Source organism: Dielma fastidiosa (assembly GCF_003475485.1).
GTDB classification, from domain to species: domain Bacteria; phylum Bacillota_I; class Bacilli_A; order Erysipelotrichales; family Erysipelotrichaceae; genus Dielma; species Dielma fastidiosa.
Genome location: NZ_QRQL01000004.1, coordinates 161172 through 187505, shown reverse-complemented (window position 1 = coordinate 187505; position 26334 = coordinate 161172). Strand labels below are relative to the sequence as shown.

26 protein-coding genes are annotated in these 26334 nt (G+C 40.2%); 14 read left to right on the top strand and 12 right to left on the bottom strand.

Annotated elements, in window-relative coordinates; all coding sequences use genetic code 11:
* Positions 1 to 56 precede the first annotated feature (56 nt).
* Positions 57 to 911, top strand: a complete 855-nt coding sequence (locus DWZ33_RS10445) for a MurR/RpiR family transcriptional regulator (RefSeq protein ID WP_118454776.1) — start codon at positions 57 to 59, stop codon at positions 909 to 911.
* 68 nt (positions 912 to 979) lie between these two features.
* Positions 980 to 1540 carry a TetR/AcrR family transcriptional regulator gene (locus DWZ33_RS10440; protein WP_118454775.1) on the top strand — a complete coding sequence of 187 codons (561 nt, stop codon included), beginning with the start codon at positions 980 to 982 and terminating at the stop codon, positions 1538 to 1540.
* 58 nt (positions 1541 to 1598) lie between these two features.
* On the opposite strand, the gene DWZ33_RS10435 is transcribed toward DWZ33_RS10440, so the two are convergent.
* From DWZ33_RS10435 to DWZ33_RS17990, 4 genes are all read right to left on the bottom strand, one after another.
* Positions 1599 to 3383: a flavocytochrome c gene (locus tag DWZ33_RS10435; protein ID WP_118454774.1), complete on the bottom strand. Its 1785-nt coding sequence runs from the start codon at positions 3381 to 3383 to the stop codon at positions 1599 to 1601.
* Positions 3384 to 3594: 211 nt separating this feature from the next.
* On the bottom strand, positions 3595 to 4068 hold the full coding sequence (locus DWZ33_RS10430; RefSeq protein WP_118454773.1) for a DUF4624 family lipoprotein: 474 nt from the start codon (positions 4066 to 4068) through the stop codon (positions 3595 to 3597).
* Positions 4069 to 4303: 235 nt separating this feature from the next.
* Positions 4304 to 5041 (bottom strand): SIS domain-containing protein, encoded by a 738-nt coding sequence (locus DWZ33_RS10425; RefSeq protein ID WP_022938721.1) that lies wholly within the window; start codon positions 5039 to 5041, stop codon positions 4304 to 4306.
* The gene (locus DWZ33_RS17990; protein ID WP_022938722.1) at positions 5042 to 5185 is read right to left on the bottom strand and encodes a hypothetical protein; all 144 of its coding nucleotides are present in this window, start codon (positions 5183 to 5185) and stop codon (positions 5042 to 5044) included.
* Between the two features lie 96 nt (positions 5186 to 5281).
* Between DWZ33_RS17990 and DWZ33_RS10420 the strand changes: the two genes are divergently transcribed.
* From DWZ33_RS10420 to DWZ33_RS10375, 10 genes are all read left to right on the top strand, one after another.
* Positions 5282 to 6376 (top strand): hypothetical protein, encoded by a 1095-nt coding sequence (locus tag DWZ33_RS10420; RefSeq protein ID WP_118454772.1) that lies wholly within the window; start codon positions 5282 to 5284, stop codon positions 6374 to 6376.
* A gap of 77 nt (positions 6377 to 6453) precedes the next feature.
* A complete protein-coding gene (locus tag DWZ33_RS10415; protein ID WP_022938724.1) occupies positions 6454 to 7221 on the top strand; it encodes an ABC transporter ATP-binding protein in 768 nt (255 codons plus the stop codon).
* Positions 7211 to 9247, top strand: a complete 2037-nt coding sequence (locus tag DWZ33_RS10410; RefSeq protein ID WP_118454771.1) for an ABC transporter permease — start codon at positions 7211 to 7213, stop codon at positions 9245 to 9247. The genes DWZ33_RS10415 and DWZ33_RS10410 overlap by 11 nt, the downstream gene beginning before the upstream one ends.
* A 158-nt stretch (positions 9248 to 9405) precedes the next feature.
* Positions 9406 to 10017 carry a TetR/AcrR family transcriptional regulator gene (locus tag DWZ33_RS10405; RefSeq protein ID WP_118454770.1) on the top strand — a complete coding sequence of 204 codons (612 nt, stop codon included), beginning with the start codon at positions 9406 to 9408 and terminating at the stop codon, positions 10015 to 10017.
* A 21-nt stretch (positions 10018 to 10038) separates the two neighbouring features.
* Entirely contained in the window at positions 10039 to 10524 is a 486-nt protein-coding gene (locus DWZ33_RS10400; RefSeq protein WP_118454769.1) for a hypothetical protein, read from the top strand.
* Positions 10525 to 10566: 42 nt separating this feature from the next.
* Complete coding sequence (locus DWZ33_RS10395) at positions 10567 to 11763, top strand: DUF1266 domain-containing protein (protein WP_118454768.1); 1197 nt, start codon at positions 10567 to 10569, stop codon at positions 11761 to 11763.
* A gap of 9 nt (positions 11764 to 11772) precedes the next feature.
* The gene (locus DWZ33_RS10390; RefSeq protein ID WP_118454767.1) at positions 11773 to 14202 is read left to right on the top strand and encodes a DUF6892 domain-containing protein; all 2430 of its coding nucleotides are present in this window, start codon (positions 11773 to 11775) and stop codon (positions 14200 to 14202) included.
* 99 nt (positions 14203 to 14301) lie between these two features.
* Positions 14302 to 15144, top strand: coding sequence for an AraC family transcriptional regulator (locus DWZ33_RS10385; protein ID WP_022938730.1), 843 nt, complete (start codon positions 14302 to 14304; stop codon positions 15142 to 15144).
* Positions 15137 to 16018, top strand: a complete 882-nt coding sequence (locus DWZ33_RS10380; protein WP_118454766.1) for a DMT family transporter — start codon at positions 15137 to 15139, stop codon at positions 16016 to 16018. The genes DWZ33_RS10385 and DWZ33_RS10380 overlap by 8 nt, the downstream gene beginning before the upstream one ends.
* 3 nt (positions 16019 to 16021) lie before the next feature.
* The gene (locus DWZ33_RS10375) at positions 16022 to 16444 is read left to right on the top strand and encodes a DUF2000 domain-containing protein (protein ID WP_118454765.1); all 423 of its coding nucleotides are present in this window, start codon (positions 16022 to 16024) and stop codon (positions 16442 to 16444) included.
* A 36-nt stretch (positions 16445 to 16480) separates the two neighbouring features.
* Here DWZ33_RS10375 and DWZ33_RS10370 read toward each other — a convergent pair whose 3' ends face one another.
* Genes DWZ33_RS10370 through DWZ33_RS10345 form a run of 6 tightly spaced genes read right to left on the bottom strand, consistent with a single transcriptional unit; the run spans position 16481 to position 21221 of the window.
* Positions 16481 to 17143, bottom strand: coding sequence for an HAD family hydrolase (locus DWZ33_RS10370; RefSeq protein ID WP_118454764.1), 663 nt, complete (start codon positions 17141 to 17143; stop codon positions 16481 to 16483).
* 8 nt (positions 17144 to 17151) lie between these two features.
* A complete protein-coding gene (locus tag DWZ33_RS10365) occupies positions 17152 to 18639 on the bottom strand; it encodes a sulfatase (protein ID WP_118454763.1) in 1488 nt (495 codons plus the stop codon).
* 4 nt (positions 18640 to 18643) lie between these two features.
* Positions 18644 to 19462 carry a PTS system mannose/fructose/sorbose family transporter subunit IID gene (locus DWZ33_RS10360; protein WP_118454762.1) on the bottom strand — a complete coding sequence of 273 codons (819 nt, stop codon included), beginning with the start codon at positions 19460 to 19462 and terminating at the stop codon, positions 18644 to 18646.
* Positions 19462 to 20262 carry a PTS mannose/fructose/sorbose/N-acetylgalactosamine transporter subunit IIC gene (locus tag DWZ33_RS10355; protein WP_118454761.1) on the bottom strand — a complete coding sequence of 267 codons (801 nt, stop codon included), beginning with the start codon at positions 20260 to 20262 and terminating at the stop codon, positions 19462 to 19464. Before DWZ33_RS10355 ends, DWZ33_RS10360 begins: the two co-directional genes overlap by 1 nt.
* A gap of 2 nt (positions 20263 to 20264) precedes the next feature.
* Entirely contained in the window at positions 20265 to 20753 is a 489-nt protein-coding gene (locus DWZ33_RS10350) for a PTS sugar transporter subunit IIB (protein WP_022938737.1), read from the bottom strand.
* 36 nt (positions 20754 to 20789) lie between these two features.
* On the bottom strand, positions 20790 to 21221 hold the full coding sequence (locus tag DWZ33_RS10345) for a PTS sugar transporter subunit IIA (RefSeq protein ID WP_022938738.1): 432 nt from the start codon (positions 21219 to 21221) through the stop codon (positions 20790 to 20792).
* Between the two features lie 367 nt (positions 21222 to 21588).
* Between DWZ33_RS10345 and DWZ33_RS10340 the strand changes: the two genes are divergently transcribed.
* Positions 21589 to 23043 (top strand): arylsulfatase, encoded by a 1455-nt coding sequence (locus DWZ33_RS10340; protein ID WP_118454760.1) that lies wholly within the window; start codon positions 21589 to 21591, stop codon positions 23041 to 23043.
* 32 nt (positions 23044 to 23075) lie between these two features.
* Here DWZ33_RS10340 and DWZ33_RS10335 read toward each other — a convergent pair whose 3' ends face one another.
* Together DWZ33_RS10335 and DWZ33_RS10330 are read right to left on the bottom strand one after the other, a co-directional pair.
* Complete coding sequence (locus DWZ33_RS10335; protein WP_244925872.1) at positions 23076 to 23573, bottom strand: AAA family ATPase; 498 nt, start codon at positions 23571 to 23573, stop codon at positions 23076 to 23078.
* On the bottom strand, positions 23573 to 25138 hold the full coding sequence (locus tag DWZ33_RS10330; protein WP_022938747.1) for a helix-turn-helix domain-containing protein: 1566 nt from the start codon (positions 25136 to 25138) through the stop codon (positions 23573 to 23575). Before DWZ33_RS10330 ends, DWZ33_RS10335 begins: the two co-directional genes overlap by 1 nt.
* Positions 25139 to 25236: 98 nt before the next feature.
* Here DWZ33_RS10330 and DWZ33_RS10325 point away from each other — a divergent pair, with 98 nt between their 5' ends.
* On the top strand, positions 25237 to 26331 hold the full coding sequence (locus DWZ33_RS10325) for a radical SAM/SPASM domain-containing protein (protein WP_118454759.1): 1095 nt from the start codon (positions 25237 to 25239) through the stop codon (positions 26329 to 26331).
* Positions 26332 to 26334: the final 3 nt, after the last annotated feature.

Below are 26334 nucleotides of genomic sequence, written 5' to 3'. Positions count from 1 at the left end.
TGTGATATAATTCTATTAAGAAAAAATATTTTTTATTATCTAAAGGATGAAATAAAATGACACAGGAAAGCACACGTTTAAAAATCAAATCAATTTACCGCGATTTAAGCGTTAAGGAAAAAAGTATTGCCGATTATATCCTAAAGAATCCCAAACTAGTATCCCGCTCTACGATCAATGAATTATCCAATGAGCTGGGAATTGCTGATTCGACATTTTTTCAATTTACCCGCAAGCTTGGCTATTCAGGGTTCAAGGATTTTAAAATTGCCCTGCTGACCGAAGAATTCGATGCGGAAATTTCCATTCATGAAAATATATCTAAAAGCGACGATGAAATTACGATTGCGAAAAAGGTGTTTGATTCCACAATTCAATCCCTTGAGGACACGAAAAAACTCATTGAAGCGGATAGCTTTAAGAAAGCTGCGGATATACTGCTCTCATCAAAAGAGACTTGTTTCTTTGGCCTTGGCGGTTCCAATGTAATTGCTCAGGATACTTATCATAAATTTTTGCGTTCGCCGATTAAATGCACTTGGACTTCTGATTATCATATGCAGCTGATGCAGGCTTCAATGCTTACCGATGAGGACTGTGCCTTTGTCATTTCTCATACCGGCATCACCAAGGAAGCGATCGAATTGGCTAAATGCGTGAAGGAAAATGGAGCGAAATTGATTGTTGTTACCAGCTATCCGCTTTCAGAACTTGCTAAAATGGCAGATGTTGTTTTCATATCGACAGCTGAGGAAACTTCTTACCGCTCTGAAGCACTATCGTCACGTATCGCTCAGCTGGCAATTATTGACGCGATCTTTGTGATTGTCATGTTTCATGATGAAAAAAGTTCTAATGAATCATTAAAGAAGATTCGTCATGCGATAGCGATTACTAAGGACAGCATTTAAAAGAATTATTGTTTTATTTTGTAATGCCAAATTTTATTTAAGCTTGAAAATTATGCTATAATAGGTGCATGAAAAAACATTCAAATAAAGATAAAATTATTGAACAAGTAAAGCTATTGATGGATGAAGATGCCTTCAGCACCATGACGGTGAGGGAAATATGCGGGCGTGCTGACGTATCAATCGGCAGTTTTTATCATCACTTTAAATCAAAGGAAGATTTAATTATGGAACTCTTCCGCATTAGTTCTAAAAGAGCGGAAGAAAACCAGCGGCTGAATATGAATAATGAAAATGAGTGGAAAAACCTTGATGCCTATATCTTATTTCAGATAAAGCTGCTGGAAGAAACACCAATTGATCGGCTGAAGTATATTTATACATATAATTTGAACCATTATCAGCCAGCGGCATTAGCGCCTAATCGTGATATCATTAAAAGTCTGCTGGTACGGGCACAAACAAAAGGACAAATGAATCGACAGCTGACGATTGAAGAAAGTTTGGAACATATCTTTGCCTTGATTCTGGCCAATTCAATTAATTATTGTATGCGGGATGCCCAGTATGATATCAAGAAACAGCTGCTTGATCAGATTCACCATCTTGTAGCCTTAATCAGTGCTTAAAACAAAAAGAGTCTCAGTGAAACGTCTGCGTTATCCTGGGACTCTTTATTTAATCTATTTATTTGTTAGCTTTTGCATATTCGGCTGCTGTTTCACCAGCAATACGTCCCATAGTGACAAAGGACTGAATTGCGGTTCCGCTGCCTGGGTATTCTTTATCGATCAAGTCGCCGCTGCTGACTTCACCTGCCGCGTACAAGCCTTGAATTATTGAACCGTCTTCACGCAGAACTTCCGCTTTTAAGTTTGTTTGCGGGCCTGCGAATGTACCTGCGGTATTCATCGTACAGCGAATCGCGTAATATGGTGCGCTGTCAATACTGCTCATCAATTCCGCATTCTTGCCAAAATCATCGTCGACACCCTTAGCCGCCAGTTCATTATAACGGGCAACTACGGCGCTTAACTTCGTGGCATCCATACCAGTCTGGGCTGCCAGATCTTCCAATGTATCCGCGGTAAAACCATTGCCTTCTTCGATGGATTTAGTAATGTTTTCACTGCTCATTTTATCATCCAGAATAATAAAGAATTCAGGTGCATTGGTTTCTCTCAAAACAATCGGTGTTCTTACAGGTCTAGGTGCTGATTCATCCATAAACCGTTCACCTTGAACACTTACAAATAAACCAGAGTATGTAAACAGATCAGCCATCGCAGAACCATAAGGGAGGATTTGAGCGATTGCACTGTCATTACCAATAATTTTAGCTCCAATATCTCTAGCCATGATTAAGCCGTCGCCCTCATTACCAGCGCCGACATTGGTTCTTGAATCAGCATAAGAAGGTGAATATTCAGCCTTTAATTCAGGGTTGCGGTCATAGCCGCCAGTAGCCAGTATAACAGCCGCGGCATTGATGATGACCTTATCGCCATTGCTCTGAGTAGCTTCGACACCTACTACCGCATTATTTTCATCAACAATTAATTTTTCTCCGCGCGTTTCCATCATAATTTCTACACCGGCATCTTTAGCTGCCTGTGCAAGTGGAGTAATGAAGCCCTGACCGCTGCCGCTGGCCGCATTTAAGCCGCGGTTAGGTGTCATTTCCGGATTAGGAGTATCAATTACATCCGAGAATTCAACACCATTTTCAATCAGCCAATCGATATTTGCACTGGAATGATCAGCAATCATACGCAGTTTATCTTCATTAACCTTGCCATTGCCTAATTTAATTAAGAAATCAGCAAATTGTTCAGGCGTATCCACAATCCCCTGTTCACGCTGAAAAACACTGTCAGCTGCTAAGATTTTACCGCCTGACAAAGATGTACTGCCGCCCAGCACCGCTGTTTTTTCAATCAGCAGGATGTTTTGACCGGATTTAGATGCTTCAACAGCTGCTGACAAACCAGCAACACCGCCGCCGACAATCACAATATCAACATTCTTTTCAATAACTTCTGATGTTCTATCTTCTTTTTCAATTGGCTTCTTTAAAGCTTCAATGTCAGCGCCAGCCTCACTTAACGCCGCTTCAGCTGCTGATAAGATTGCCGTTGATGTTTCTGTAGCACCGGAAATTGTATCAATCGCCAACGATTGATGATCAACAATTAAACCCGGAAGATCAGCCAGCGGTTTATCAGAAATTCCCGCTGTCTCCTGATGTTCAATAACATTTACTTCAGTGATTTTATGATCCTTAACCGTTACTGCCAGTTTCAAATCACCGCCATGGCCGCTGCCGCTGCCTTCATAGCTGCCGTCAGCAACATTCTCTAATCCATTTTTCACATCGCCAGTTTCATTTCCTGGATCTTTAGTAGTACAGCCGCTCATCGAGAAAAACAGTGTCAGCGACAATAAAGCCGCCAAAATTTTACTAGATTTCATAGTGTCCCTCTTTTCTTACTAGAACATGTTCGGTTTTATTGTAGAAGATAACAACGATTTTGTCAATACTATCACAAGCAGAATGTTTTCTCAGCAGAAAAATCGCAGAGTACATCACTCTGCCCTGCTTGTCGGTATTTAAAACAACTAGATAGCATTGTACGCCATCTAGCAATAAGAACAAGGTAAATCAGTACAACAATCCAGAAGTTTATTTTGAGGGTCTTGATTTTTCTTGAACCAATTCACTTTCAAAAGTAACTTTTACAACAGCATAATTAATTTTAGTTCCAGTAAACTGTACAACGTACTCTTTTTCTTTTTGCAGATTGTTGAGCACAACTGAAACAGTAACACCGCTGACGTTTTCATTCCATGTATTGCTCCATAAAACCTCGTCTGTATTTCTGTCTTTTATTTCTACAATACCACTTTCACCATCCATCTGAAAATAAACCTCGGCGTCTAAGGCTTCCATATCCTCTGTCACACAAAATAGGCGCCCATTCTCAAAGGAATCTGAACTACTATAATTCGCATCCATTTCCATTTCAAGAACAGTTTTTTGAGTTCCCTCAGTATCTATTACATTGGATTGTTGAGCATTGGGTTTTTGACACGCCATCAAACTAACAATACCAATAATGCCAACTAAAAAAATAGCAAATTTTTTTCTATTAAACATTCTTTTACCTCCTTTACAAATTTCATTTATTTTTCTGCGCCTTGTTCGTCAAAAGTGTATTTGCTTACATTCTAAGGCGATGCCTCATATAATACGCAAATAATTACAATAATATTAAAAGGACTAACTCCTGTTCAGCATAGAAATTAATCCTTAATAATAGCTTAACAAAGCTTATTCTTTTAATTGGTTTACACCATACATCTATGTGATGCGCATACTGCTCTATTTGTTTTTAATCTTTCTTCCGATTGATGATGTACTTGTCAAACAATACTTTATTAAATTCATCTGCATTGTCCGCATTGCTGCTTCTGAATACCGGGATTTCTTCCATGCCGTCATCAATGCATTTTTGAATAAAGGTAGACATCATAGCCTGCAGCATAAAGCATGACATAATTGTTGATACAGGGCCTGTTGAGATTAAATCATTATGTTTAATGCTTGCATCGCCTAAAGGGCCGCGGTTATCGAGAATTACATCTGCATATTCAAACAGCCGTTTGCCGCTTGGATGTCTTGAAGCAATACTCTTTGAATGAGAAAGTGAAGTTACCGCGATAATCTTAACTCCCTTCTCCTTCAGCCGTTTTGTATATTCTACTACTAACCCATTACGGCCAGAATTACTTGAAACAATGACTACATCATTAGCCTTCACATGATATAAATGTTCCAAAACATCAGCATATTCCGGAATTCGTTCAATCGTCGTACTCTTAGTAGGGTGCGTTAAAAGCGTCAGCTCAATTTCGACAATCGGCACAATCTTCGCATAACCGCCAGCACGGGCATAGAGATCCTGCCCCATCATATGTGAATGTCCAGTACCAAACGCGTAAATCGTTCCACCCTGCTTTTCACAGTCAAATAACAGCTGAGCCGCCTGCTCAATCGCATCCTCATCATGCTCCTTCACATCATTCAGACGCTTGGTAATCTCATTATAATACTGTTCAAGCAGACTCATTTACGCAACCTCCTTCTTTCTTAATTTACAGCATGGGCAATGCTTCATTTCTTCCGGTGCATACAACATAAAACCAACCGTTGTCCCCACTACCACACCTAGCAGTACACCCGCTGTCAATAAACAAATTTTTTTCTTCGACATAACAGATCTCCTTTCGCTTTATATTCTCTATCATACACCGAAAGCACTTGCGATACAATTGGATTCCCTTATAATTAAGGATAAGGGAGTGATATAATGCGAGCTGCTTCAGTCTCATTTTGTTTTACACCGGATAATGCGGTCTATCTTAACGGTTATGAAAAAAGGCGCTGTCTGTCGGAAGGTGTGCATCAGGATTTAATGGCCACCGTGTTATTGCTTGAGGATGTGGAAAAAACAGCAATTATCAGCTTTGACTTATGTGGTATTGATCAGGATCTGATTCAGCGTATCGCCGGCTTCAGCAATTTTTCCGTTGATCAGCTTTTTGTCTGTGCTACACATACACATGCCTCACTGAATGAATTTCCGCTCTATTTATCGTTTGGTCAGCTGGCAATGCGTTCACCGAATGAAAATATCCGCAGCGAGTTAGCGCGCCAAACCGCGAAAGCATTGCTTGAAGCAGAAGGAGAGCTAGAGGAAGTAATTCCTTATTCAAAAGTCGCGCAGGCTGCCGGTCTTTACGCCAACCGCAATGATCCAAGCGGTTTAGTTGACCGTTTTTTAAACCTGCTTCTATTTCAAACTCATGATGGGCGCAATAAAGGCTGTATTCTGCATTTTAATGCCCATCCTACCGTACTTGATTATCATAATACACTTATTTCACCAGATTTCATCGGTACAACCCGTAATTTAATGACGGCTCAGTTTCATTGCCCAATCACCATGATCAACGGTGCCTGCGCGGATGTCAGCACCCGCTTTACCCGCCGTGATGCCAGTATTGCTGAATGTGAACGAATCGGAACAGAGCTCTATCATCGGATCAGTGACTGCACCGATTTGAAAAAACTTGATCCTACCCTTTCACTTAAACATCGAATTTATCAAGCAGCTACCTGTGTCTATCTGCCAGAGCTTAAGATGGATCTTTCAATTCTCGAATTAGGTGAACTGGTACTATTTGGTTTCCCTGGTGAAATCAGCGTCCGCTTTTCCCGGGAAATTAAACAGCTGTTTGATGAACGGCGGGTATTGGTCTGCGGTTATACGAATGATTATCTTGGCTATTTCATTGATAAGGAGGATGCCAGAGATACTTATGAAGCCAAGATCTGTACGCTTCAGCCTGAGGAAAGTACAACATTTATTGAATGGTTAAAAGCAACCCTTACATTTTTGTAAGGGTATTGTTATCCAAAGCAATGGCTTAGAATTAAGCAAACGGATACAATAAAGACAAGGAAAGAGAGGTTTGTTCTATGAATAATCTTGTAGACATACAGAATATAGAAAAATACTACGGCAATCGCAGCAACGTCACAAAAGCGATTGACAATATTAGTTTTACTGTCAAAAAAGGGGAATTCGTAGGTGTTATGGGTCCTTCTGGTTCAGGTAAAACAACCTTGCTGAATTGTATCTCAACGATTGACACAGTAACCAGCGGCAAGATTTTTATTAATGATCAGGATATTACTAAGCTGAAACGAAATGGCCTTGCGAAATTCCGCCGTGAGGAATTAGGTTTTATCTTTCAGGACTTTAATCTTTTAGATACCCTGACTGCTTATGAAAATATTGCTTTAGCCTTAACCATTAATAAAGTACCGGCATCTAAGATTGATGAGCGGGTCAAAGATGTCGCAAGTAAGCTGGAAATTCAAAATGAATTAAATAAATACCCGATTCAGATGTCCGGCGGACAAAAGCAAAGAGTTGCCTGTGCGCGTGCTTTAGTTACGAATCCAAGTCTCATTTTGGCAGATGAACCAACAGGTGCTCTGGATTCTAAGAGTGCCAGAATGCTGCTGGATTCAATGGAAAAGCTGAATCAGGAGTTTAAAGCAACCATCATGATGGTAACTCATGATGCCTTTACTGCCAGCTATGCACACCGTATCTTATTTATTAAGGATGGTAAAATATTTAATGAAATCATTCGTGGAACAGACAGCCGCAAGACATTCTTCAATAAAATCATCGAAGTTGTAACCTTATTAGGCGGAGACAGCGGTAATGTACTTTAAGCTTGCACTGCGGAATGTCAGAAAATCATTCAAGGATTATCTGATTTATTTTCTGACGCTTGCCTTCTCTGTCTGTCTGTTTTATGCTTTCAACTCATTTCAGGAGCAGCAGGCTGTTCTCGAAATGACAACGATACAAAGTGATATGATGGATAACGCGGCGATGATCATGCTGGCATTGTCATGGGTTGTAGCTGTTGTTTTGGCTTTTTTAATCATCTATGCGAATAATTTTCTGATTAAACGCAGAAAAAAAGAATTTGGCCTGATGATGATTATGGGCATGTCCAAGACTAAAATATCCAAGATACTCTGTTATGAAACATTTATGATCGGTATTGTTTCATTGATTACCGGTTTATTTGCAGGTTTTCTATTATCCCAGGGACTGACAGTGCTGACGGCTCAGCTGTTCGTACTGCCGCTGACTAAATTTAGATTTATCTTCTCATGGAGTTCAATGCTGATTACAATACTCAGCTTTGCCATTATCTTTATTCTTGTCATGTTATTTAATACTTTTATCTTAGGTAAATATAAGTGCATTGATTTGCTGAATGCCGATCGAAAGAATGAAGCTTTTGAGATTAAATCAACAACGCTTACTATCATTCTATTTGTTCTTGCATGCATTTTGCTGATCGGCGACTATATCTTTGTTATGAAAGCAGGCATCAATATGTTTACGAATCTGCCTGCAATCATTATTGCCGGCAGTCTGGGCACCTTGTTTTTCTTCATGTCATTATCCGGCTTCCTGCTGCGTTTTATCCAATCAAGCAAGCGCTTATACTTCCGCAAGCTGAATATGTTTGTGTTAAGACAGGTGAATTCCAACATTAATTCCAATGTAATTTCAATGAGTGTTATCTGTGTTATGCTGTTATTGGGAATTGGTGCTTTTTCTACCGGACTTTCAATTAATCAGACAGTCAATGCCAATATCAATGCCAATACGCCGTTTGATGTTACCGCTGATGTTTATTATCAGAATATGAGCTTTGATGATGCAATGGCCGAATTAGGGGCTGATTTAAGTGATATTAAATCTAAGTTCACAATGGATATATATTATGATTATGCCGGAGAGGATACACCGGGTACAACCTATGCCACATTAGCAAAACTGATTCCTGAAACTGATCTGGATAGTGTGATGATTAATGCCGGCAGTATGCCGTTAGCGATTTATCCATTATCTGATTACAATACCTTCCTTCAGGCTAAAGGATTGCAGACAATTTCACTCAATCCTGATGAGGCAGTCTTAGCGGCTGCGAATGAGCAGGCATATGATGCCATCAGCAGTGTGTACAATCATGCTCAAACCATTCAGGCATTGAATCAGGAATTAAAGCTTGTAAAGCGGGATCTTCCGATTACCAATGTAATTAATAACACAGCAATCACCACAACTATCGGGTTAATCGTTGATGATTCGCTGATTGAAAATAATCCGCCTAATTCATTTTATATGGATACCCAGTTTGCAATTTCGCATTATACGAATATTACCTTAAAGGATGGCGCAGATGACACTGCCTTTGCCCAGAAAATCTATGATGCTTATGCTCAGAATCAATTAGACGATATGTTTATCTATATGGATACCCGCAGTGAAATTTATGCAAGCTGCACTGGCTTGACGGTTACCTTTACTTATGTCGGCATTTATTTGGGCTTTGTATTCCTGCTGACTAGCTGTGTCATGCTGGCGCTCCAGCAATTATCACAGGCTGCGGATAACCGCCGTTATTATCTGGTGCTTAATAAGATTGGTGCTGATGCGAGAATGTGTTCCCAATCAGTTAACTTCCAGATTGCGATCTATTTCATGATGCCGCTGTCACTAGCTATCGTGCATTCATTGGTAGGTATTACCGCTATGGACAAGGTTATTGCGATTCTTGGCAAAACAGATCGTTTAATGCCGGCATTGATGACCTCAGGCATTGTTGTCCTCATATACGAGTTATATTTCCTTGCGACCTGCAGCGGTTATAAACGAATCCTAAATCAAAAGTAAAAACATAATCAAAACTTAATATTACAGCATGGCATATGTCATGCTGTTTTTAATCGTTTTATGTCTGGTTTGTGTTGGTCACACTTGTGTCATTGAGTTGCCCTTGCTATAATAAAGACAGATTTAAATATTTGTTTTTATTTTAAGGAGGGTATATCATGCCTAAGGTTGCTTATTCTGAAATAGACCGCAATAAAATCAAGGAAGACCTAATAGAAACCGGACTGGAATTGTTTTCTAAACAAGGGATTCAGCATACGACGGTTGAACAAATCTACACCCGTGTTGGCATTTCAAGAACCTTCTTTTACACCTTTTTCCCGGCAAAAGAAGATTTGGTTGTACAGGCCTTTTATTGTCAGCAGCCCAAAATCTTGGCATATGCGAAAAAGCTGATGGATGACCAAACGCTGAACTGGCACGATAAAATCAATCATTTTCTTCATGATTTCTGTTATGGCGGACAAGGTCATTTCACAATCATGAGTGTAGAGGAACAGCAGTCACTTTCCAAGTGCCTTTCCGGTGAAAAGCGCGAAGAATTTCAGACAAGAAGGCTGACATTTTTCAAAGAAGTGCTGAATATCTTTGAAATTGATGCTGATACGCAGACCACAAAGCTGCTTGGCAATTTAGTATTCTCTGCGGCTGTCTTATGCAAAGCAATTCCAGATACACTGCCTTTCCTATTTTCTGACGCAGCGGATGATTTGGCAGAATTTCAAATTAATCACATCCTTAAATATATGGAAACGCTGCATCAATCATAAATTACAAGGAGGAATAACATAATGGGATTATTCAACAAATTTTTTAAAGGACCTGAGATTGATCAGGCTAAGAGTGATGCAAACCGCAGCAAGATGCGCGCCTGCTTTGATCAAGCTGTGGAAAACGGCACTGGATACAAGCTGGCGGCTGGCTATACTGAAGATGTAAGCCGTTTTAACTATGGCTTGGTTCACGGCAGCAAATCAAAAATCGGCAGCTTGATTGTCGGCTGGAATGAGCAAAATGAAACAATTGTTGTAGTACCTACAACGCCTGACCTTGATGAATGCGGCAATCCTGTCTACTATCGCCGCTCAGAAATTTATAAGGCATACCGTAATAAATATCCAACCGATGCTTTTATCATCTATCCGGATAAGAAGGGTTACATCGCGATTAATATTTTTGAGTGGCTGGAAGATGAAAGCAACTATATTTATATTGATCAAGAGGCTGAAGCAAAGGCCTTTACCGATTTCTTTATGAATCACTTTAAGACGAAGTAAGAGTTACAGTTCATATCATAAATCCATAGGAGGATACTTATCATGATTGATATTGAAGAAATGATGAAACGAGCACAGGAAGCCAGTGAAGCTGCATCCAAGCAGTTAAATGAATCAATTGAAAAAAGTAAAAAGATCAGTGAACAGATGCAGGCTGATGCTGAAAAGGCTGAAGCCGAAAGAGCAACCCGCCAGTTGTCAGCCGATGAACAGGCAATGGCAAACCAGCAGCGGCAAGTCGAAATTTTAGGCCAGATGTTTAATCCTGAAATCATGGCACAAATGACAGCTAACGAAGATATGCTTAAACAGATGGTGGATCAGAAAGCCGCTGAAGCAACGGCTGGCATCATGGATCAGCTGTTTGGCGAAGATATGGGAGTGATTGCGGCTGCTTTAGAAACCTTGGCTATGGAAGAAGAGGATGAGGACGAGGAGGAAGAGGCTGAATTTGATGATGCTTTAGAAGCGGAGTTATATAATATATTAGATGAAAAAATGGCACAGCTTGCAGCACTGCCGGAGCCGGAGCCAATCACATATGCTAAGGATGATGCTCGGTGGAGACAGTTTGGAATTCTGCTTTCAGGCATGATTGCTAAGCTAAATGATCATCGATTAGACTGCATCGATGTTGAGGAACACATTCCTCTCATGGAACAGCAAATTGTATCGTTAGTACGCCGCACTTGGGGAATTAATGGACGCGGTGAGCTGATGGACACCCTCCGTTCTCTGACTCAGGCGGGTTACGTTCTGCGCTATCAGATATATTGTGAAGCTAACTCACCGGAAGAATTAATAAGCAATACTGACAGTGAAGAGGAACAAGCTTCACTGCGCCGGGCTTGGCGTTTTGCACAGCATTATAAAACCCAGTATACTCCTAGTTTCATGATTGGCTGGGATATCGGGCGTGCCGCTATGCTGACACGGTGGGGATGCTATCTTGGCTGGCTTACTGAAGGAGAAGCGACGGGAATCCTATGGGATCTGTCACAGCGGGCAGTCAAGGCTTTAGATAACTGGCGCGAATTTGCTCAATCTTATCTTTTTGGCGGTTTGATGTGGAAGCTGCTTTGCAATGATGCTTCAGCAGAAAGCTATCTTAGCTTCTTAAGCGATGCTGCTGCCGATTTGCTTGCCGGCTTGCCTGAAGACGATGACGGTCAATGGGCTGCCTGTCCTTGGCCTGAATATCAAGAACCTCAGCTTTCAGAAATGAACCGGTATCATTAGAGGAACATCATGTTTGACCTTATTGCTTTAGAGAAAGATGCCCTGGACATTCTTAATTTTGATGGAGAGATAACTGATACACTGGCAGAACTGCGCAAAAAATGGGGGCGGGATATCCCCGCTCTTTTTGACCAGCGATTTGATGATGTTGCGATGCAATATATGACCTTTGAACATGAAGATGGAATACAGGCGCTGGGTCAGGAACTAACTGCTTTCGGATGGTGTCTCTATGACTTTGATGAAGAAGACGAGCATTTATTCATCATGCTATCTGATAAAGAAAAAGCCGCCTTTGAACCGCAGTGCCGCAAAGCTGATCACTATTTTAAGCTGATGAAGCAGCGCGGACGCGCGTTTGGGCAGGCTGCCAAAGAACAGCCTACACAACCGTTAATGCCTTGCAATGACACATATTTCCCTCAAGATGCCTACTATACGATACAAACAATTGCCGGTAATTTCGCAAGTGGTATTTGGATTGCCAAGGATGAGATACAGCAGGGAAAGTTTGTAGCTGATCTGCGTGAACAGCCTTTAAAGCCGATTAAAGTAAACTGGGAAGGATTTCATGGCTTTACTTATTCCCCGAAATTAGACTTTTATGCCGCTATCTATACTACAATGTATGCTCAAATGATAATTGGCGGAAAGGATGCGGCAAGCGTTAATGATTGGGGAAAACTGACTCCTCGTTCAATGCGTAAATTAAACCGCTTGTATTGGTGCAATGACTATCTCTGCACAGGGGATGAGGAAAGTGTTTTGATTCTCAAAATGAACGAGTCCGGCGTAGAGGATGTCCAGCGGTTCATTCTCTCCCCCTCCGACAGTATCTGCCGCTTTGCAATTGACGGTTTGGGACATCTTTATATAAATCGAGGTCATAGTGACAGAGAAATTCTCAGATATGAAAATCGAGATTTACAATGCCAACCCTTCCGCCGCAGCGGCTATGATGAATTGGACAACTCTCTGCCTGTCTTTAATACATCACGCCTGATGATGATACGTGAAACTTCAGGATGGGATAACAATCATTCTAATCTGTTGGATTTAGACATGATGAATGGCTGCTGTAAAATTGTTTCATTGCCAGGGTTAGGTGAAAATCTTAAGCTGCGTCCTTTCATCAATGATTGGGTGATAATCTATAATTCAGGGGATGATTTTCGAACTGATTTCGCCCAGCTATGGAATCAAAAAAGCGGTGAAATACTGCGCATCCGTCCCGGTATGTTCGCTTCCTGCAAGCCAAATCAAATCACGGCTTTGCCTGATGGCCGAATAATCATTACAACTCTGCATACAAAGGTGGGCAGCGTTATCCATGAGCCTAAGGATTTTTGGGGATTTCTGCGCTTAGCCAATAAGCCGAAGCATCTGGGAAAATGGCGGCGTTATCATTCTCTTTATCCTGACATTCCGCGTACCTTGCCAGCAAATCAACAGTTACATATTAAAAAGAATCAGCTTGTGATTTGCGGAAAGAAACTAATTCCACCCTTCACTTTAGAAAAAGTGACTGAAATTCTTGGCACCGCTCGCATTGTGACTAAGCAAGGGGCCCGTAAGGACAGCAATACTAACGATGCGCAGCTAAAACCAGTGATTTATTATGTATGGGACAATCTAGGTATTCAAGGTCAAGTCAATAATAATGAAATTGAAAATTTTATAATCTGCCTTTCTCGCCATGATCACAATCTTGCCGCAAAATCATTTGACGGCAATGTGCTAATTAACGGCAGGGATTATATTGAAACAGACTGGGAGACTTTTGGTTCTATCAACACGCTTAAGCTGGGCTGTTTCACAATTTTTACCTGTTTGCCTCGCTGTACTTTAGAAAACAGCGATGAAAAGCTTAAGGCTATAATCGCTTATTATGCCAGTCATATTAAAATATACTACACGCCTGTAAAGCTCAACGCTAAATCCTTAAAATATAAGCTCCCTAAATGTAACGAACCATTACTAAAATTTAAAAATCTGAATTTCAAATTGGCTGTGATGAATGTTTTGATGTATGAAAAGAACTTGATAAAACCAAAGTTTAATATCTGGGAATTTGCCAGTGAATACACTCAACGCAAAATCGATCCTGAAACTGAGGGCTATGACAAATTAATACCTGAAGCCGAAGACTGGTTTAGGCGTTATCCAATTCCTGCCCGGTTAGCTTCTGAAATAACCGAAATCAACATGGATGGCGGCGATGAAATTAACTGCCAGCTTGCTCCTAACTGGGATGGTGAGGACAGCTTGTTTGATATCGATGCCATTGATGAAAATGAATTGCGTCAATTCCCTAAGCTTAAACGAGTATCTATCTTCACAACCAATGAATACAATGTTGTTTCAATATTTCGTAAATTAGGAATTAAGGTTGTTTCAGCCTATGATATCCCTTTTGAAATGGATATAAAAAAAGTTTAAGAAGAAGGACATCGTATCTGCGGTGTCCTTTGTGTCATATCATACAAGAAATTAAAATCAGAAGGTGCTACAATAATGAATAATGAAAGGAGGATCAGCATGTCTCAAATACAGGAACAGCGTCATGTCTATTATGATCATGACTTAGATATAGAAGCCTATAACCTCAGCGGCATCGTTCAGAAATTCCCTAATCATTTTCATGAATATTATGTCATCGGCTTTGTCGAGGGAGGCAGCCGGCATCTTTGGTGCAAAGGAGAGGAATATGATCTGTCAGTGGGTGATCTGATTCTTTTTAATCCCCGTGATAATCATTACTGCGCGCCGATTAATGGCGAGATACTGGATTATCGAGCCGTAAATATTAATCCTGAAATCATGGTTAAGATGGCAGGTGAAATCACCGGCAAGGAATTTACGCCTTATTTCATACACAATGTCATTTATCAAAGTGATATCACTCGTTCATTAAACGATTTATATAATGCGATCTTAAACCATGCCCCTAAGCTTGAAAAAGAGGAAGCCTTCTTTTTCCTGCTTGATCAGGTATTTCAGGAGCATGTCATGCCCTTTGATGAAATCAGTGTCAGTGAACCTGATCAGCAAATTAAATTACTTTGTACCTATATGGAAGAGCATTATTCAAAAAATATACAGCTTGATGATTTAGTAGCTATGACTAATTTCAGTAAATCATATTTATTGAGATCGTTTACCCGTCAAATTGGTGTATCACCTTACCGCTATCTGCAGACAATCCGAATTGACCGGGCTAAAAAACTATTGGAACAGGGCATTTTACCAATTGATGCGGCAGTAATGACTGGTTTTGCGGATCAAAGTCATTTCACGAATTTCTTTAAAGAATTTATCGGCTTGACGCCAAAACAATATCAGCGGATTTTTATCAATCCTAAGGGGAAGAAAAATGAGTGATCAAGCAAAAGGACATCTGTTCGCATTCATTACGATTCTTATCTGGGGGACAACTTTCATTTCCACTAAGGTGCTGTTAGTTTATTTTACACCCATTGAAATTCTTTTTATCCGCTTTTTTATTGGCATATGTACCTTATGGCTTGTCTGCCCGCATAAGCTTAAACTTGTCGATTCGCGGCAGGAATATACCTTTGCGGCGGCAGGTTTATGCGGTATCACCCTGTATTACTTATTCGAAAATATTGCACTGACTTATACGCAGGCGGCTAATGTCGGAGTCATTATTTCAATCGCGCCTTTCTTTACGGTGATTTTCAGCTGTCTGTTTCTGCATGATCAACGCCCAGGCCTACGTTTCTTTTTAGGTTTTTTGATAGCTATGGCCGGCATTGCCCTAATCAGCTTCAGTAACGCCGCTTTAGAACTAAATCCGATGGGTGATCTGCTTGCGGTTGCGGCTGCCTGTATCTGGGCTGCCTATTCAACGCTGACCAAGAAAATCAGCAGCTTTGGCTATAACACGATTCAAACTACACGCCGAACATTCTTTTACGGTTTGATCTTCATGCTGCCAATCATATTCTTTACCGGTTTTCAAATGAATTTGAAAAGTCTCATTGATCCGCAGAATTTGTTTAATCTGCTATTCTTGGGTCTTGGCGCATCAGCACTTTGTTTTGTCACTTGGAACAGTGCCGTAAAAACATTAGGACCAATCAGAACCAGTGTCTATATCTATATGGTACCGGTAATTACGACCGCCGCCGCTGCCCTCATTCTTCATGAAACGATTACTTGGCAGATGCTGGCCGGTATACTGCTTACATTACTTGGTCTATTTTTATCTGAAAAACACAAAAAGGAGAATTAACTTATGGATATCAACAACAATAAATGCGTGATGGTGCTTGATGCTGATCTGCCTCTTGGCTTATTGGCCAATACATCAGCAATTCTAGGCTTCACAATGGGAAAATTACTGCCTGAGATTGCAGGCCCTGATGTCATTGACAAAAGCGGCAAGCAGCATCTCGGAATCATCGCGGTTCCAATTCCGATTTTAAAAGGCGATAAAGAAATTGTACGCAATATTCGTGAAAAACTCTATCAGCCTGAATTTTCAGAGGTTGTAGTTGTTGATTTCTTTGATGCCGCGCAAAGCTGTAACCATTATGATGAATTCATTGAAAAAATGGCTGGGATTGAAGAATCTGAACTTAATTATATGGGAGTAGCTTTATTCGGCCCTAAAAAATTAGTTAATAAGCTTACCGGCTCAATTCCATTACTGCGATAAAAAACCTCAGGTCACATACCTGAGGCTTATTTTTACTTAAAATAGAATACTGCGGTCAAATTCAGTAAAATCGCGAATTATTCCATCAACACCCAGTTCTTTGAAGCGCGCATCCTTGCTTTCATTACCTAAAGCGATGACTGTCGCATGAACGGCTTTGCCAAACTGAATACCGGAAACACTATCCTCTACAATTACTGATTCTTCAACCGGAATGCCGATCAGCTCCGCAGCGGTTTTAAACATTGAAATCTTATTTTCATGACTGCCGTCATCATAAACGATCTTATCCGGATCAAACCAATTCGCAAGCTGGAAATGTTCCACAAAGAAGTCGATATTTGGTTTAATCGAAGCACTGGCAATATTCATTGGAACATTGTGTGCCTTTAATTCATTTAGAAGATCAATAACACCAGGTGCAAGCTTGAAGCTTTCCGGATTCTCAAGACACATCTGACGATAACTTGCTTCCTTTTCTTCAGATAACTGACGGGAATAATCATCATCAATCGGATGTGTGAAAATCATTTCCAGCACCTGTTTATTGTTGCGGCCATGCATCTTAGATGTCAGCTCTTCATGACTCATCGGAACCCCGCGCAGCTTTTCAGACATCGCGTTCCATGCTAATTCATGATAGTGGCTGTCCCAAAATAAGGTTCCGTTAAAATCAAAGAGAATTCCTTTTTTCTTCATTGCCTCACCTAATCCTTTAAGCCAAGGCGCTGCTTCTGTTCCGCAGGCGCTTCATGCTCATCCAGTGCCTTATCTAAAAGCTTGATACAATATTCCTCAGCCTGATGATCAACACCGGCCAGATTTATTTTCTCCGCATAATCATTATCTAAATTAAATAATTTAGTCGCTTTTACCTCGGACATACCGCAGCTCACATTATCGATAATCGACGGTGCATTAACTGGTACGCGGTAAAGCGGATACTCTGTGCGTTTCAAATATCTGCCAGTCTCAATCTGCGGCTCCAATCCTTTACCTAAATATTTGCGGATCGTAGTCGGAATACATGTATATTCGTAACATGGTTTATTTTCACTGTTTGGTGAACGCAGATAGACATAATGGCCATCTGTTACATTCACTGCCATCGCGTGATAACCAAATAAGGCATAGTTTTTTTCATAATGCTCTGGGTCATGGATCAGCTTCATCCATGAGCTTCCCTTCACACTGTCAGGGATTGCGATACCGCTTGCTTCAAGAACCGTCGGCATGATGTCGATATTCTGCGTAATTTTTGATATACGCTGACCGCCCAGCTCGTTCTTTGGAAATTTCACAATCAGCGGCAGATGGGCAAGCTCATTATAAAGATGCATATAATTCTTACCGAAATAGTCTCTTTCCCCCAAGAAATAGCCATGATCCGTTGTCATAATCACTAATGTATCCTCATACATATCGAGTTCCTTCAACTGATCAATCAGCTTGCCGAACCATTTATCCGTCATCGTCAGCAGTGCTGCATAGCGTTTTTGAATATAATCAACAGCATCATCAGGCACATTAACACGATCATAATCAGGAATTTCAAAATATTCACGGTCAAGCTTGGCATCTTCATACAGCTTCATGTATTCTTCTGGTACATCAAATGGTTCATGCGGATCAAACGCTTCAACCATCAGGAAGAAATCATCCTTGCCCTGATTATCCTTCAGCCAGTCACAAGCTGACGCAAAGGTTCTTGGTGACGGATATTCCTCTTCCTTCGGCCATTTGGTGCGGTTCCATTGATATTGACGTCTTACCTTGCCATAAGAACTCTTAGGCATCGTTGGATCATCAATTCTTGATACCCATGGATCGCCTTCCTGACCGCGGTGATAATCCCATGTATTAAATTGCTGCACATAACCTTCACCGCCTAAACGGAAGTAATGGCAATGATCGGTTGTGATATGAGTAAATATATCATGCTCCTTTAATACGGAAGGCAGCGTTACATCAAAAGGTTCAATCGGCCCCCATGAGCGCTCTAAAAAATTCAGACGGCCGCACAAGATATCACGGCGCGCCGGCATACAAGGCGCTGATCCGATCCAGTGCTGGTCAAAGGTTGTAGCTTCCTTTGAGAAGCTTAGGATATTAGGTGTCTTAACAAATGTCTCAGGATTATAACAGGAGAGCATTTGTCTCCTGAGTGTATCCATCAATATTACAACTGTTCTCATTTAATTATGCTAAAATGCCAACCCATGATAATGCGATACAAGCAACCAGCACCCCAAGGATAACCCAAGCTGTATTTTTACCATTGGATTTCTTAATAAATAAGTAGCAGATCAATACCAGAATTACTGGCAGCAAGCAAGGCAGAACCTTATCTAATTGTTCCTGCAGAGCAATCGATCCTTCACCTGAAGCAATCGTAATACCCGTAGCAACCTTAACGGTTGTTGGAATCAGACCGCCGACAACGACAACACCTAATACATTTGCGAAATTAGCAAGACGGTCAAAAATCTGCAGACCGCTGATGCCGCCTTCAGCACCTAATAAAGAAACACCTTTTTCATAACCTAAATGCAGACCATAATATTTTAAAGGCCAATAAAGCAGGTTAATCATTAAGAACATTACAATTGGGCCGATAATACTGCCGTTAGCTACGCGCATTGAAGCACCGATACTGCCGGCGATTGGGAACCAAGTCAGGTTCAGCATACTGTCGCCTAAACCAGCGAAAGGACCCATTAAACCTGTCTTAATCGCTACTACTGAATCTTTATGATCTTCATCTGTGCTTTCTTCAAGCGCAGCTGTGATTCCTAAGATAAAAGGAATAGCAATTGGATGTGTATTGAAATACTCAAGATGACGCTGCATTGCATGTACGCGTTCTTCCTTTGGACGATCGCCGTACAATTCTTTTAATACTGGAGCAAAATCATAAGTTAAGCTTAAGCTCTGCATACGTTCATAATTGTGTGAGAACTGAGTAGTCTGTGTTCTCCATAATACTTTATTTAAAGTTTTCTTAGTAATTTTACCCATTATAGATCATACTCTCCTTCTTCATCAGTTCCCGCTGTATTGCTTACAGCAGCACCGGCAGGTCTAGTCATGATTAAATCATAAAGACCGGCAACAACAGCACCAATCAAGGCAACAGCAAGGGTTGGAAGTCCCATATAAGCAGATAATACGAAGCCTAAAATTAAGAACATCCACATATTTTTCTTCATCATCATCGTTAACAGCATCGCAAGACCAACAGCTGGAATAGCCTTAGAAGCAACGTTGAAACCAGTTAAGATTTCAGCTGGAATTGCCGCCAGAATCGCATCAATAGTATTAGCACCTAAATAGCAAGCAATAAATACAGGTACGGCACGGCTTAAGAAGAAGAACAAGCCGCCTAAGTAATGAAGCGGTGTGATCTTATCAAAATCACCGCTCAGCGCTACATTATCCGCAGCGTGCACTAATGAAATATTCGTAGTCATAATCAGCATGTTGATCTGTTGAACAAGCATTGCTGTCGGTACTGCCACAGCTACTGCCGTAGCGATTGCTGTTTCAATATTAGCACCAGACATAATAGCAATTGAAGCACCTACTACTGTACCAGAAATTACATCAGGAGGTACATAGGCTCCAATATTATTTACACCAAGCCACATTAATTCAAGAGTTGCACCAATAATAATTGCCGTTGTCATATCCCCTAAGATAATACCAACGCCGACTGACGCAAGAAGCGGTTTTCTAAAGCCTAAATGCGGACCAAACTGATCCAATGCGCAAAGTCCTGCCCATAATGCCAGAAGCAGTGACTGAACCAAGATTCCCATGGTTAATCCTCCTTATAGTTTTTAAGTAAATCGACAAACATCATTTTTTCATCACGAGTTGTTGTCTGCATCGTTACCGATACGTGTTCATCATTGATCAATGCGTCAAAAGCAGCCTTTTCTTCAGGTGTTACTGACACATTCTTATGCAGGCGCACACGCTGATCATTAAAACGCATGCCGCTAACATTCATCTCGCTGAATTCAAATCCATTCTGTTTGCATTTTAATGCATCGATTGGAGATGTAAACAGAACCATTGTCACTTTTTTAATTGTCGTCTTTTTCAGAACGTCCAAGAATTGATCAACACCAAAGATGCTGACTTTAATTCCCGGTACCGCAAGTCCCGCAACTGATTTTTGAATCGGATCATTCGCAACCGCGTCATTAACAATAATTACTGACTCAATGCCATAATCCTTGATCCATGTAGTCGCAACCTGACCGTGAATTAAACGGTCATCAATATTTACTAATCTTACTGCCATTAATATAACCCCTTTCCAAACGCTTGTTTGTATGACTTATAGATCGTCTATGTCGTCTTCATCGCTGTTTAGCGAAACATTGATTGGTGACAGAGCAATGGCATGAGTAGCCTCAATCCGCTTCTTTGCTTCTTCACCACTTAAATCTCTGCAAAGCAATAAGTCGATCAATACTGGTAAACTCAAACCCGTATAGCCAATGATCTTCTTACCCTTCAGGATACAGCGGGAGACAGCATTGAAAGGTGTACCGCCGTAAATATCACATAATACGATAATTTCCTTGCATGTTTCTGCCAGAGTGTCATAAGCCGCAGCTATTTCCTCTTCAAAAGCATCCAGTGATTTATCAACTGTAAGTGCCAGAGCAGTTACTTCTTCCTGTGGACCGACAATCATTTCTGCACTGCCTAACGCAGCTTTGGCGAATTCACCATGACTGACTAAAATGATTCCTAAATTACTCATTGTTCCTCCTATCGAACCAATATGTAAGCGCTTAATATTGTGTACATGGTTATTATATCGGCACTGCAAGCCATGTTCAATGTATTTTTTTCTACTAAAAGTTGTTTATTTCGCATAAAGTTTAAATATTTCATAATTTCCCAATTAAAGAATGTTTTGTTAATAAATTACATATCTAAATCTTGATAAAAATTACTCAACACTCAAAATATTACATAATTTGCTAATTTTTTAAATAAAATGCAGATTTTTTATCTTTCTATCGAAAATCACAGTTAAAATAATCCATGATTTTTTCATTTTTTAACTTTTATAACTGTTTAATTGTAAGCGCTTTTAATATAATAAGAGACAAAGGAGACTGGATATGAAAAAACCTAATATAATTTTATTGATGTGCGATCAGCTCCGCGGTGATTGTTTATCCTTTGCCGATCATCCGGATGTAAAAACACCCTATCTTGATACGCTGGCAGCTGACGGTGCTTTCTTCGAAAATGGTTATAGTGCCTGCCCAAGCTGCATACCGGCACGTGCCGCGCTGCTTACCGGGCGTTCACAGACTAAGCATGGCCGGGTAGGCTATCAGGATGGTATTGACTGGAACTATGAGCATTATCTCGCTGAAGAATTAACCAAAAATGGATATTATACACAATGTGTCGGCAAGATGCATGTCCATCCGCCTCGCCTGCTCTGTGGTTTTCAGGGTATGCGGCTGCATGATGGCTACATTGGTCACTACCGTAAGGCAAATACGCCTTATTGGATGCATCAGAATGTCAGCGATGATTATATGCGCTTTTTAAAAGATCATCTAGGTCATGACGCGGATGTAAATGCCAGCGGTGTAGAAAATAATTCATGGGTTACTCATCCATGGATCTATGAGGAGCGTTATCATCCGACGAACTGGGTTGTTGATGAAAGCATCCGCTTCTTAGAAACCCGGGATCGGACGAAGCCTTTCTTTTTAACGGCTTCCTTTGTCCGTCCTCACCCGCCATTTGACGCACCGCAGTCCTATTATGACTTATATAAGGATAAACAGCTTCGTGAACCGGCTCATGGTGATTGGGTCGATCCAAGCCTTACTGAACAATATGGCAGAGTATTAGATTCTGTGCATGGCTGCCGTGATGATGAAATGCGGCATCAGGCAATGGCTGGTTATTACGCATGTATCACTCATATTGATCATCAGATCGGCCGTTTAATTACCGCCTTGGAAAACGATGAAACCTATCATGATACAATCATTGTATTCACTGCCGATCACGGTGAAATGCTGTTTGATAATAACTGCTTCCGCAAGGTACTTCCTTATGAGGGAAGCACTCACATACCAATGATTGTACATGTCGGTAAAAACATTAAAAAAGTTACCCCATTCAGAAGTGACAGTGTGGTTGAATTAAGAGATATTATGCCTACACTGCTTGAATTTGCCGGCATCGATATTCCAGACACCGTGGACGGTATATCAATGGCACCGGAAATTATCGGTGAAAAGCCACATCAACGTGAATATCTGCATGGTGAACACAGCGGCGGTGTACAGTCTAATCATTATATCGTTACCAGTCATGATAAATACATTTGGTTCTCCCAAACCGGCAGAGAGCAGTATTTCAACCTTGACCAAGATCCTCGTGAGGAACACGATTTAATCCATGAGCAGGCATATCAAGATAGAATTCATACATTGCGTAGCCATCTGATTGATGAATTAAAAGATCGTGAAGAAGGTTATACTGACGGCAGACAGCTGCTTAAAGGAACTCCTAAAGCAACCCTTGACTGGCTGAAAAACACAATTTAAAACAAAAGAGATCCGCTTGGATCTCTTTATTATTATAAGGAAGCAATTTGCTTAGCCGCCATTGACGCTGAAATATCACTGACATCAAGCTTAATCGAATTCAGCATTTTATAGCCATCAAGCCGCTGTATACTTCGCTGGATGATTTCTGGTTCACGGATACCTTGATCAACATCCTTTTGAAGACGTTCCCGCAGGCTTTCTTCACGGCATATCAAAGAAATCACTTTCACCTCACAATTGGCGGTTTCAATTGCCGATAACAGTTCATCAATGATTGACTGTTCATGCATGACCCAACAAAAGATTATATTCTCATACACACTGCATTGAATAAAGCTATTTAATAGGAATTTAATATTCGCCAGCACCATTTGTTTCGTTTCTTCATTTACTTCAAAAGGATGCATATCCCAACACCAGTCACCGTCAAGAAATACACAATGATTTAATTGCTTCTTCAGCAGCTGACAAACAGAAGTCTTTCCTACTCCCATCGTACCGCCGATCATATAAAGCTTTTTCATCATCAATCAACTGCCTTGCTGCGGTATTTACTTGGTGAAATACCGATGATCTTCTTAAATACCTTATTAAAATACAGCTGATCCTCAAAACCCACTGCCTCAGCAACATCCTTAATTTTCATATTCGAATGCTCCATCAATTCAATAGCCCGCTGAATTTTCTGTTCATTGATATACTGAATCAGATTCTTACCGGTTTCCGCCTTAAAAATACGGCTCACATGAATTTCACTGATGCCCAAATGCTTCGCAATCATCTCCAAAGTAATCTTCTCATTAATATGCTGTTCCACAAATAAAATAATCTTATTCACATTTTTCTTATATTTACGGCTCGTTTTATCAAATATCCAATTCGCGATCGTATTAAAAATCGTATCTAATTCATTACTGAGCTGTTTCAGCGTCTCACACTTACTGACAACTAAACGCATTGAATCAAAGTCACAGGTACCGCTCTTATAATGCTGTGCTTCCTTTTCTTCAATCAGCGTCAGAATCATCATAAACAGCGATATGATTTGTTCCGGATCTGTATGCTGCATCTCAAAATAATGCAGCAGCTGGTCCTTGCAAGTCAGAATTTCATGAATATCCCTTACGCTGACCTTCGTTAAAAAATCAATTTGATTTTGAATCAGCTCCCGATTCACATCATTAAAATCAGGCACATGTTCCATCACACATACACTGCTGTCACCATGATAGAATTTCCAATTATGATAATGCAATGTCTTAATGTACTGTGAATAGAAGGAAGAGACACCGCTTACCGCGTCTGAAATTGTTATACAGAACGTAAATCCGGTACCGCTCTCTAAATTCATCAGCAGGCTTTTCGCAATTTCAATATAGGTTTCAAGCTGATACGGCGGAACAAGCACGATGCCTGAGTGCTTCTTTGAGAACAAGATTTTCACATTCGGTATATTCTTGAATGCCTTCTCTAATTCATAACTGATATCATTATGCAATACATCCTTATCCTGTCCAAAGATCTTCGTATGAAACAGATTGTACACATGATCAAGTCGAAACAAAAACATCCGGTATGTATTGTTCAAGATTGGCAGCTTATCAATATCAATAGCCTTTAACACACGCTTCTCATCGATTTTCTGCTTATCGCGAATCAAACCCATCAGCTTCTGCAAATCTGATTCAATTGATATATCAGAATAAGCAATTAAATAATCAGCTTCATTCAATTCATTCAATAAATCAATAAAATTCGCAAAACGCAGCTTACTTTTCACAAAATAATCATAAGCACCCAGCTTCATTGCCATACGCACAGTTTCATAATCAGACTTTTCAGAAATTACTACAAAACGACTGCTTGGATACATTTTCTTAATGCGGCTTAAAAAGGAAAGCCCATTGCCTTCTCTTAAATCAATATCGGTTATAACTAAATCATACAAATATTCTCCATAAGATGAGATTGCGTTTTTTTCATTATCAACAGTTGCCAGAATTTCATAGCCATATTCATCCCAATTGATCATATTCTTATACAGATTCAGAATATCCTTATCTTTATCTACAATAAGTACGGTTTTTTTCATGCTGACACTTCCTTATTTTATTCATTATAACATATTTTCTTAATTGAAACGCTCTCATAAGTTAGCTATAATGATAATATGATGTTAGGAGATATAATATGCAAAGTGCTTCTTTTTTAATTAAACCCGCGTCTTCAAGCTGTAACTTGCGATGCAGTTATTGCTTTTATTTTGATGTTAGTAATAACCGTGAACAGGATAATTACGGTATCATGGATGAAACAACGATGAATGCGATGATTGAAAGGATTTTCGCGGATATGGATGAAAACGGTAAAGTAACCTTTGGGTTTCAGGGTGGTGAACCAACGGTTGCCGGTCTTGATTATTTTAAACGCTTTATCATTAAGGTAAATCAAGTGAAAGGAAGCTGTACCGTCAGCTATGCCTTACAGACCAATGGAACGCTGCTGGATGATGAATGGTGTGAGTTTTTCCATGAGAATAAGTTTTTGTTAGGTGTATCCTTAGATGGTTATGAAACGAATATGAATAAATTTCGCTATGATGCTCAAAAGAAAGGTGTCTATTATCGTGTATTGAATGGTATTAAGCTGCTGCGTAAGCATCAGGTTGATTTTAATATCTTATGCGTAATTACTAAATCACTTGCTGAACATCCAAAAGCGCTGTTTAATTATTTTAAAGAGAATAAGTTTGATTATGTTCAGCTGATTCCCTGCCTGCCATCATTAAATAATGATGAAGAAATGAATCGTGAAGCGCTGACCCCTGAATTATATGCCTCTTTCTTTGGCCAGTTTTATGACTGCTGGCTTAAGCATTTAAGAAACGGCCATTATTTAAGTGTAAATCTGTTTGATAATCTGATTGGTATGATTAATGGTCATGCCCCCTATCAGTGTGGATTGCTGGGTAACTGTTCACCGCAAAGTGTGGTGGAAGCTGACGGCAGTGTATATCCTTGCGATTTCTTTGTTACAGAAGATCGGAAATTAGGTAATTTTAAAGAGATGGGCTTAGTTGAGTTAATCAAGAGCGAGCCTTCACAGGCATTCCTGAAAGTACGCGCTGAAGAAAAAGCTGTCTGTCAGTCATGTCAGTTCAGAAATATATGTCATGGCGGCTGTAAGCGGCAAAATGTTTGTTTCTTAAGTGATGACTACTGCGGTTATCAGCATTTCCTTGGTTATGCGATGCAGACATTGCCGCAGATTGCTAAAATGTTTTAACAA

Excerpts from the sequence above, each read along its gene's own strand:
- DWZ33_RS10445 (WP_118454776.1), top strand. The coding sequence starts at position 57 with ATGACACAGGAAAGCACACGTTTAAAAATCAAATCAATTTACCGCGAT.
- DWZ33_RS10440 (WP_118454775.1), top strand. The coding sequence starts at position 980 with ATGAAAAAACATTCAAATAAAGATAAAATTATTGAACAAGTAAAGCTA.
- DWZ33_RS10435 (WP_118454774.1), bottom strand. The coding sequence starts at position 3,383 with ATGAAATCTAGTAAAATTTTGGCGGCTTTATTGTCGCTGACACTGTTT.
- DWZ33_RS10430 (WP_118454773.1), bottom strand. The coding sequence starts at position 4,068 with ATGTTTAATAGAAAAAAATTTGCTATTTTTTTAGTTGGCATTATTGGT.
- DWZ33_RS10425 (WP_022938721.1), bottom strand. The coding sequence starts at position 5,041 with ATGAGTCTGCTTGAACAGTATTATAATGAGATTACCAAGCGTCTGAAT.
- DWZ33_RS17990 (WP_022938722.1), bottom strand. The coding sequence starts at position 5,185 with ATGTCGAAGAAAAAAATTTGTTTATTGACAGCGGGTGTACTGCTAGGT.
- DWZ33_RS10420 (WP_118454772.1), top strand. The coding sequence starts at position 5,282 with ATGCGAGCTGCTTCAGTCTCATTTTGTTTTACACCGGATAATGCGGTC.
- DWZ33_RS10415 (WP_022938724.1), top strand. The coding sequence starts at position 6,454 with ATGAATAATCTTGTAGACATACAGAATATAGAAAAATACTACGGCAAT.
- DWZ33_RS10410 (WP_118454771.1), top strand. The coding sequence starts at position 7,211 with ATGTACTTTAAGCTTGCACTGCGGAATGTCAGAAAATCATTCAAGGAT.
- DWZ33_RS10405 (WP_118454770.1), top strand. The coding sequence starts at position 9,406 with ATGCCTAAGGTTGCTTATTCTGAAATAGACCGCAATAAAATCAAGGAA.
- DWZ33_RS10400 (WP_118454769.1), top strand. The coding sequence starts at position 10,039 with ATGGGATTATTCAACAAATTTTTTAAAGGACCTGAGATTGATCAGGCT.
- DWZ33_RS10395 (WP_118454768.1), top strand. The coding sequence starts at position 10,567 with ATGATTGATATTGAAGAAATGATGAAACGAGCACAGGAAGCCAGTGAA.
- DWZ33_RS10390 (WP_118454767.1), top strand. The coding sequence starts at position 11,773 with ATGTTTGACCTTATTGCTTTAGAGAAAGATGCCCTGGACATTCTTAAT.
- DWZ33_RS10385 (WP_022938730.1), top strand. The coding sequence starts at position 14,302 with ATGTCTCAAATACAGGAACAGCGTCATGTCTATTATGATCATGACTTA.
- DWZ33_RS10380 (WP_118454766.1), top strand. The coding sequence starts at position 15,137 with ATGAGTGATCAAGCAAAAGGACATCTGTTCGCATTCATTACGATTCTT.
- DWZ33_RS10375 (WP_118454765.1), top strand. The coding sequence starts at position 16,022 with ATGGATATCAACAACAATAAATGCGTGATGGTGCTTGATGCTGATCTG.
- DWZ33_RS10370 (WP_118454764.1), bottom strand. The coding sequence starts at position 17,143 with ATGAAGAAAAAAGGAATTCTCTTTGATTTTAACGGAACCTTATTTTGG.
- DWZ33_RS10365 (WP_118454763.1), bottom strand. The coding sequence starts at position 18,639 with ATGAGAACAGTTGTAATATTGATGGATACACTCAGGAGACAAATGCTC.
- DWZ33_RS10360 (WP_118454762.1), bottom strand. The coding sequence starts at position 19,462 with ATGGGTAAAATTACTAAGAAAACTTTAAATAAAGTATTATGGAGAACA.
- DWZ33_RS10355 (WP_118454761.1), bottom strand. The coding sequence starts at position 20,262 with ATGGGAATCTTGGTTCAGTCACTGCTTCTGGCATTATGGGCAGGACTT.
- DWZ33_RS10350 (WP_022938737.1), bottom strand. The coding sequence starts at position 20,753 with ATGGCAGTAAGATTAGTAAATATTGATGACCGTTTAATTCACGGTCAG.
- DWZ33_RS10345 (WP_022938738.1), bottom strand. The coding sequence starts at position 21,221 with ATGAGTAATTTAGGAATCATTTTAGTCAGTCATGGTGAATTCGCCAAA.
- DWZ33_RS10340 (WP_118454760.1), top strand. The coding sequence starts at position 21,589 with ATGAAAAAACCTAATATAATTTTATTGATGTGCGATCAGCTCCGCGGT.
- DWZ33_RS10335 (WP_244925872.1), bottom strand. The coding sequence starts at position 23,573 with ATGATGAAAAAGCTTTATATGATCGGCGGTACGATGGGAGTAGGAAAG.
- DWZ33_RS10330 (WP_022938747.1), bottom strand. The coding sequence starts at position 25,138 with ATGAAAAAAACCGTACTTATTGTAGATAAAGATAAGGATATTCTGAAT.
- DWZ33_RS10325 (WP_118454759.1), top strand. The coding sequence starts at position 25,237 with ATGCAAAGTGCTTCTTTTTTAATTAAACCCGCGTCTTCAAGCTGTAAC.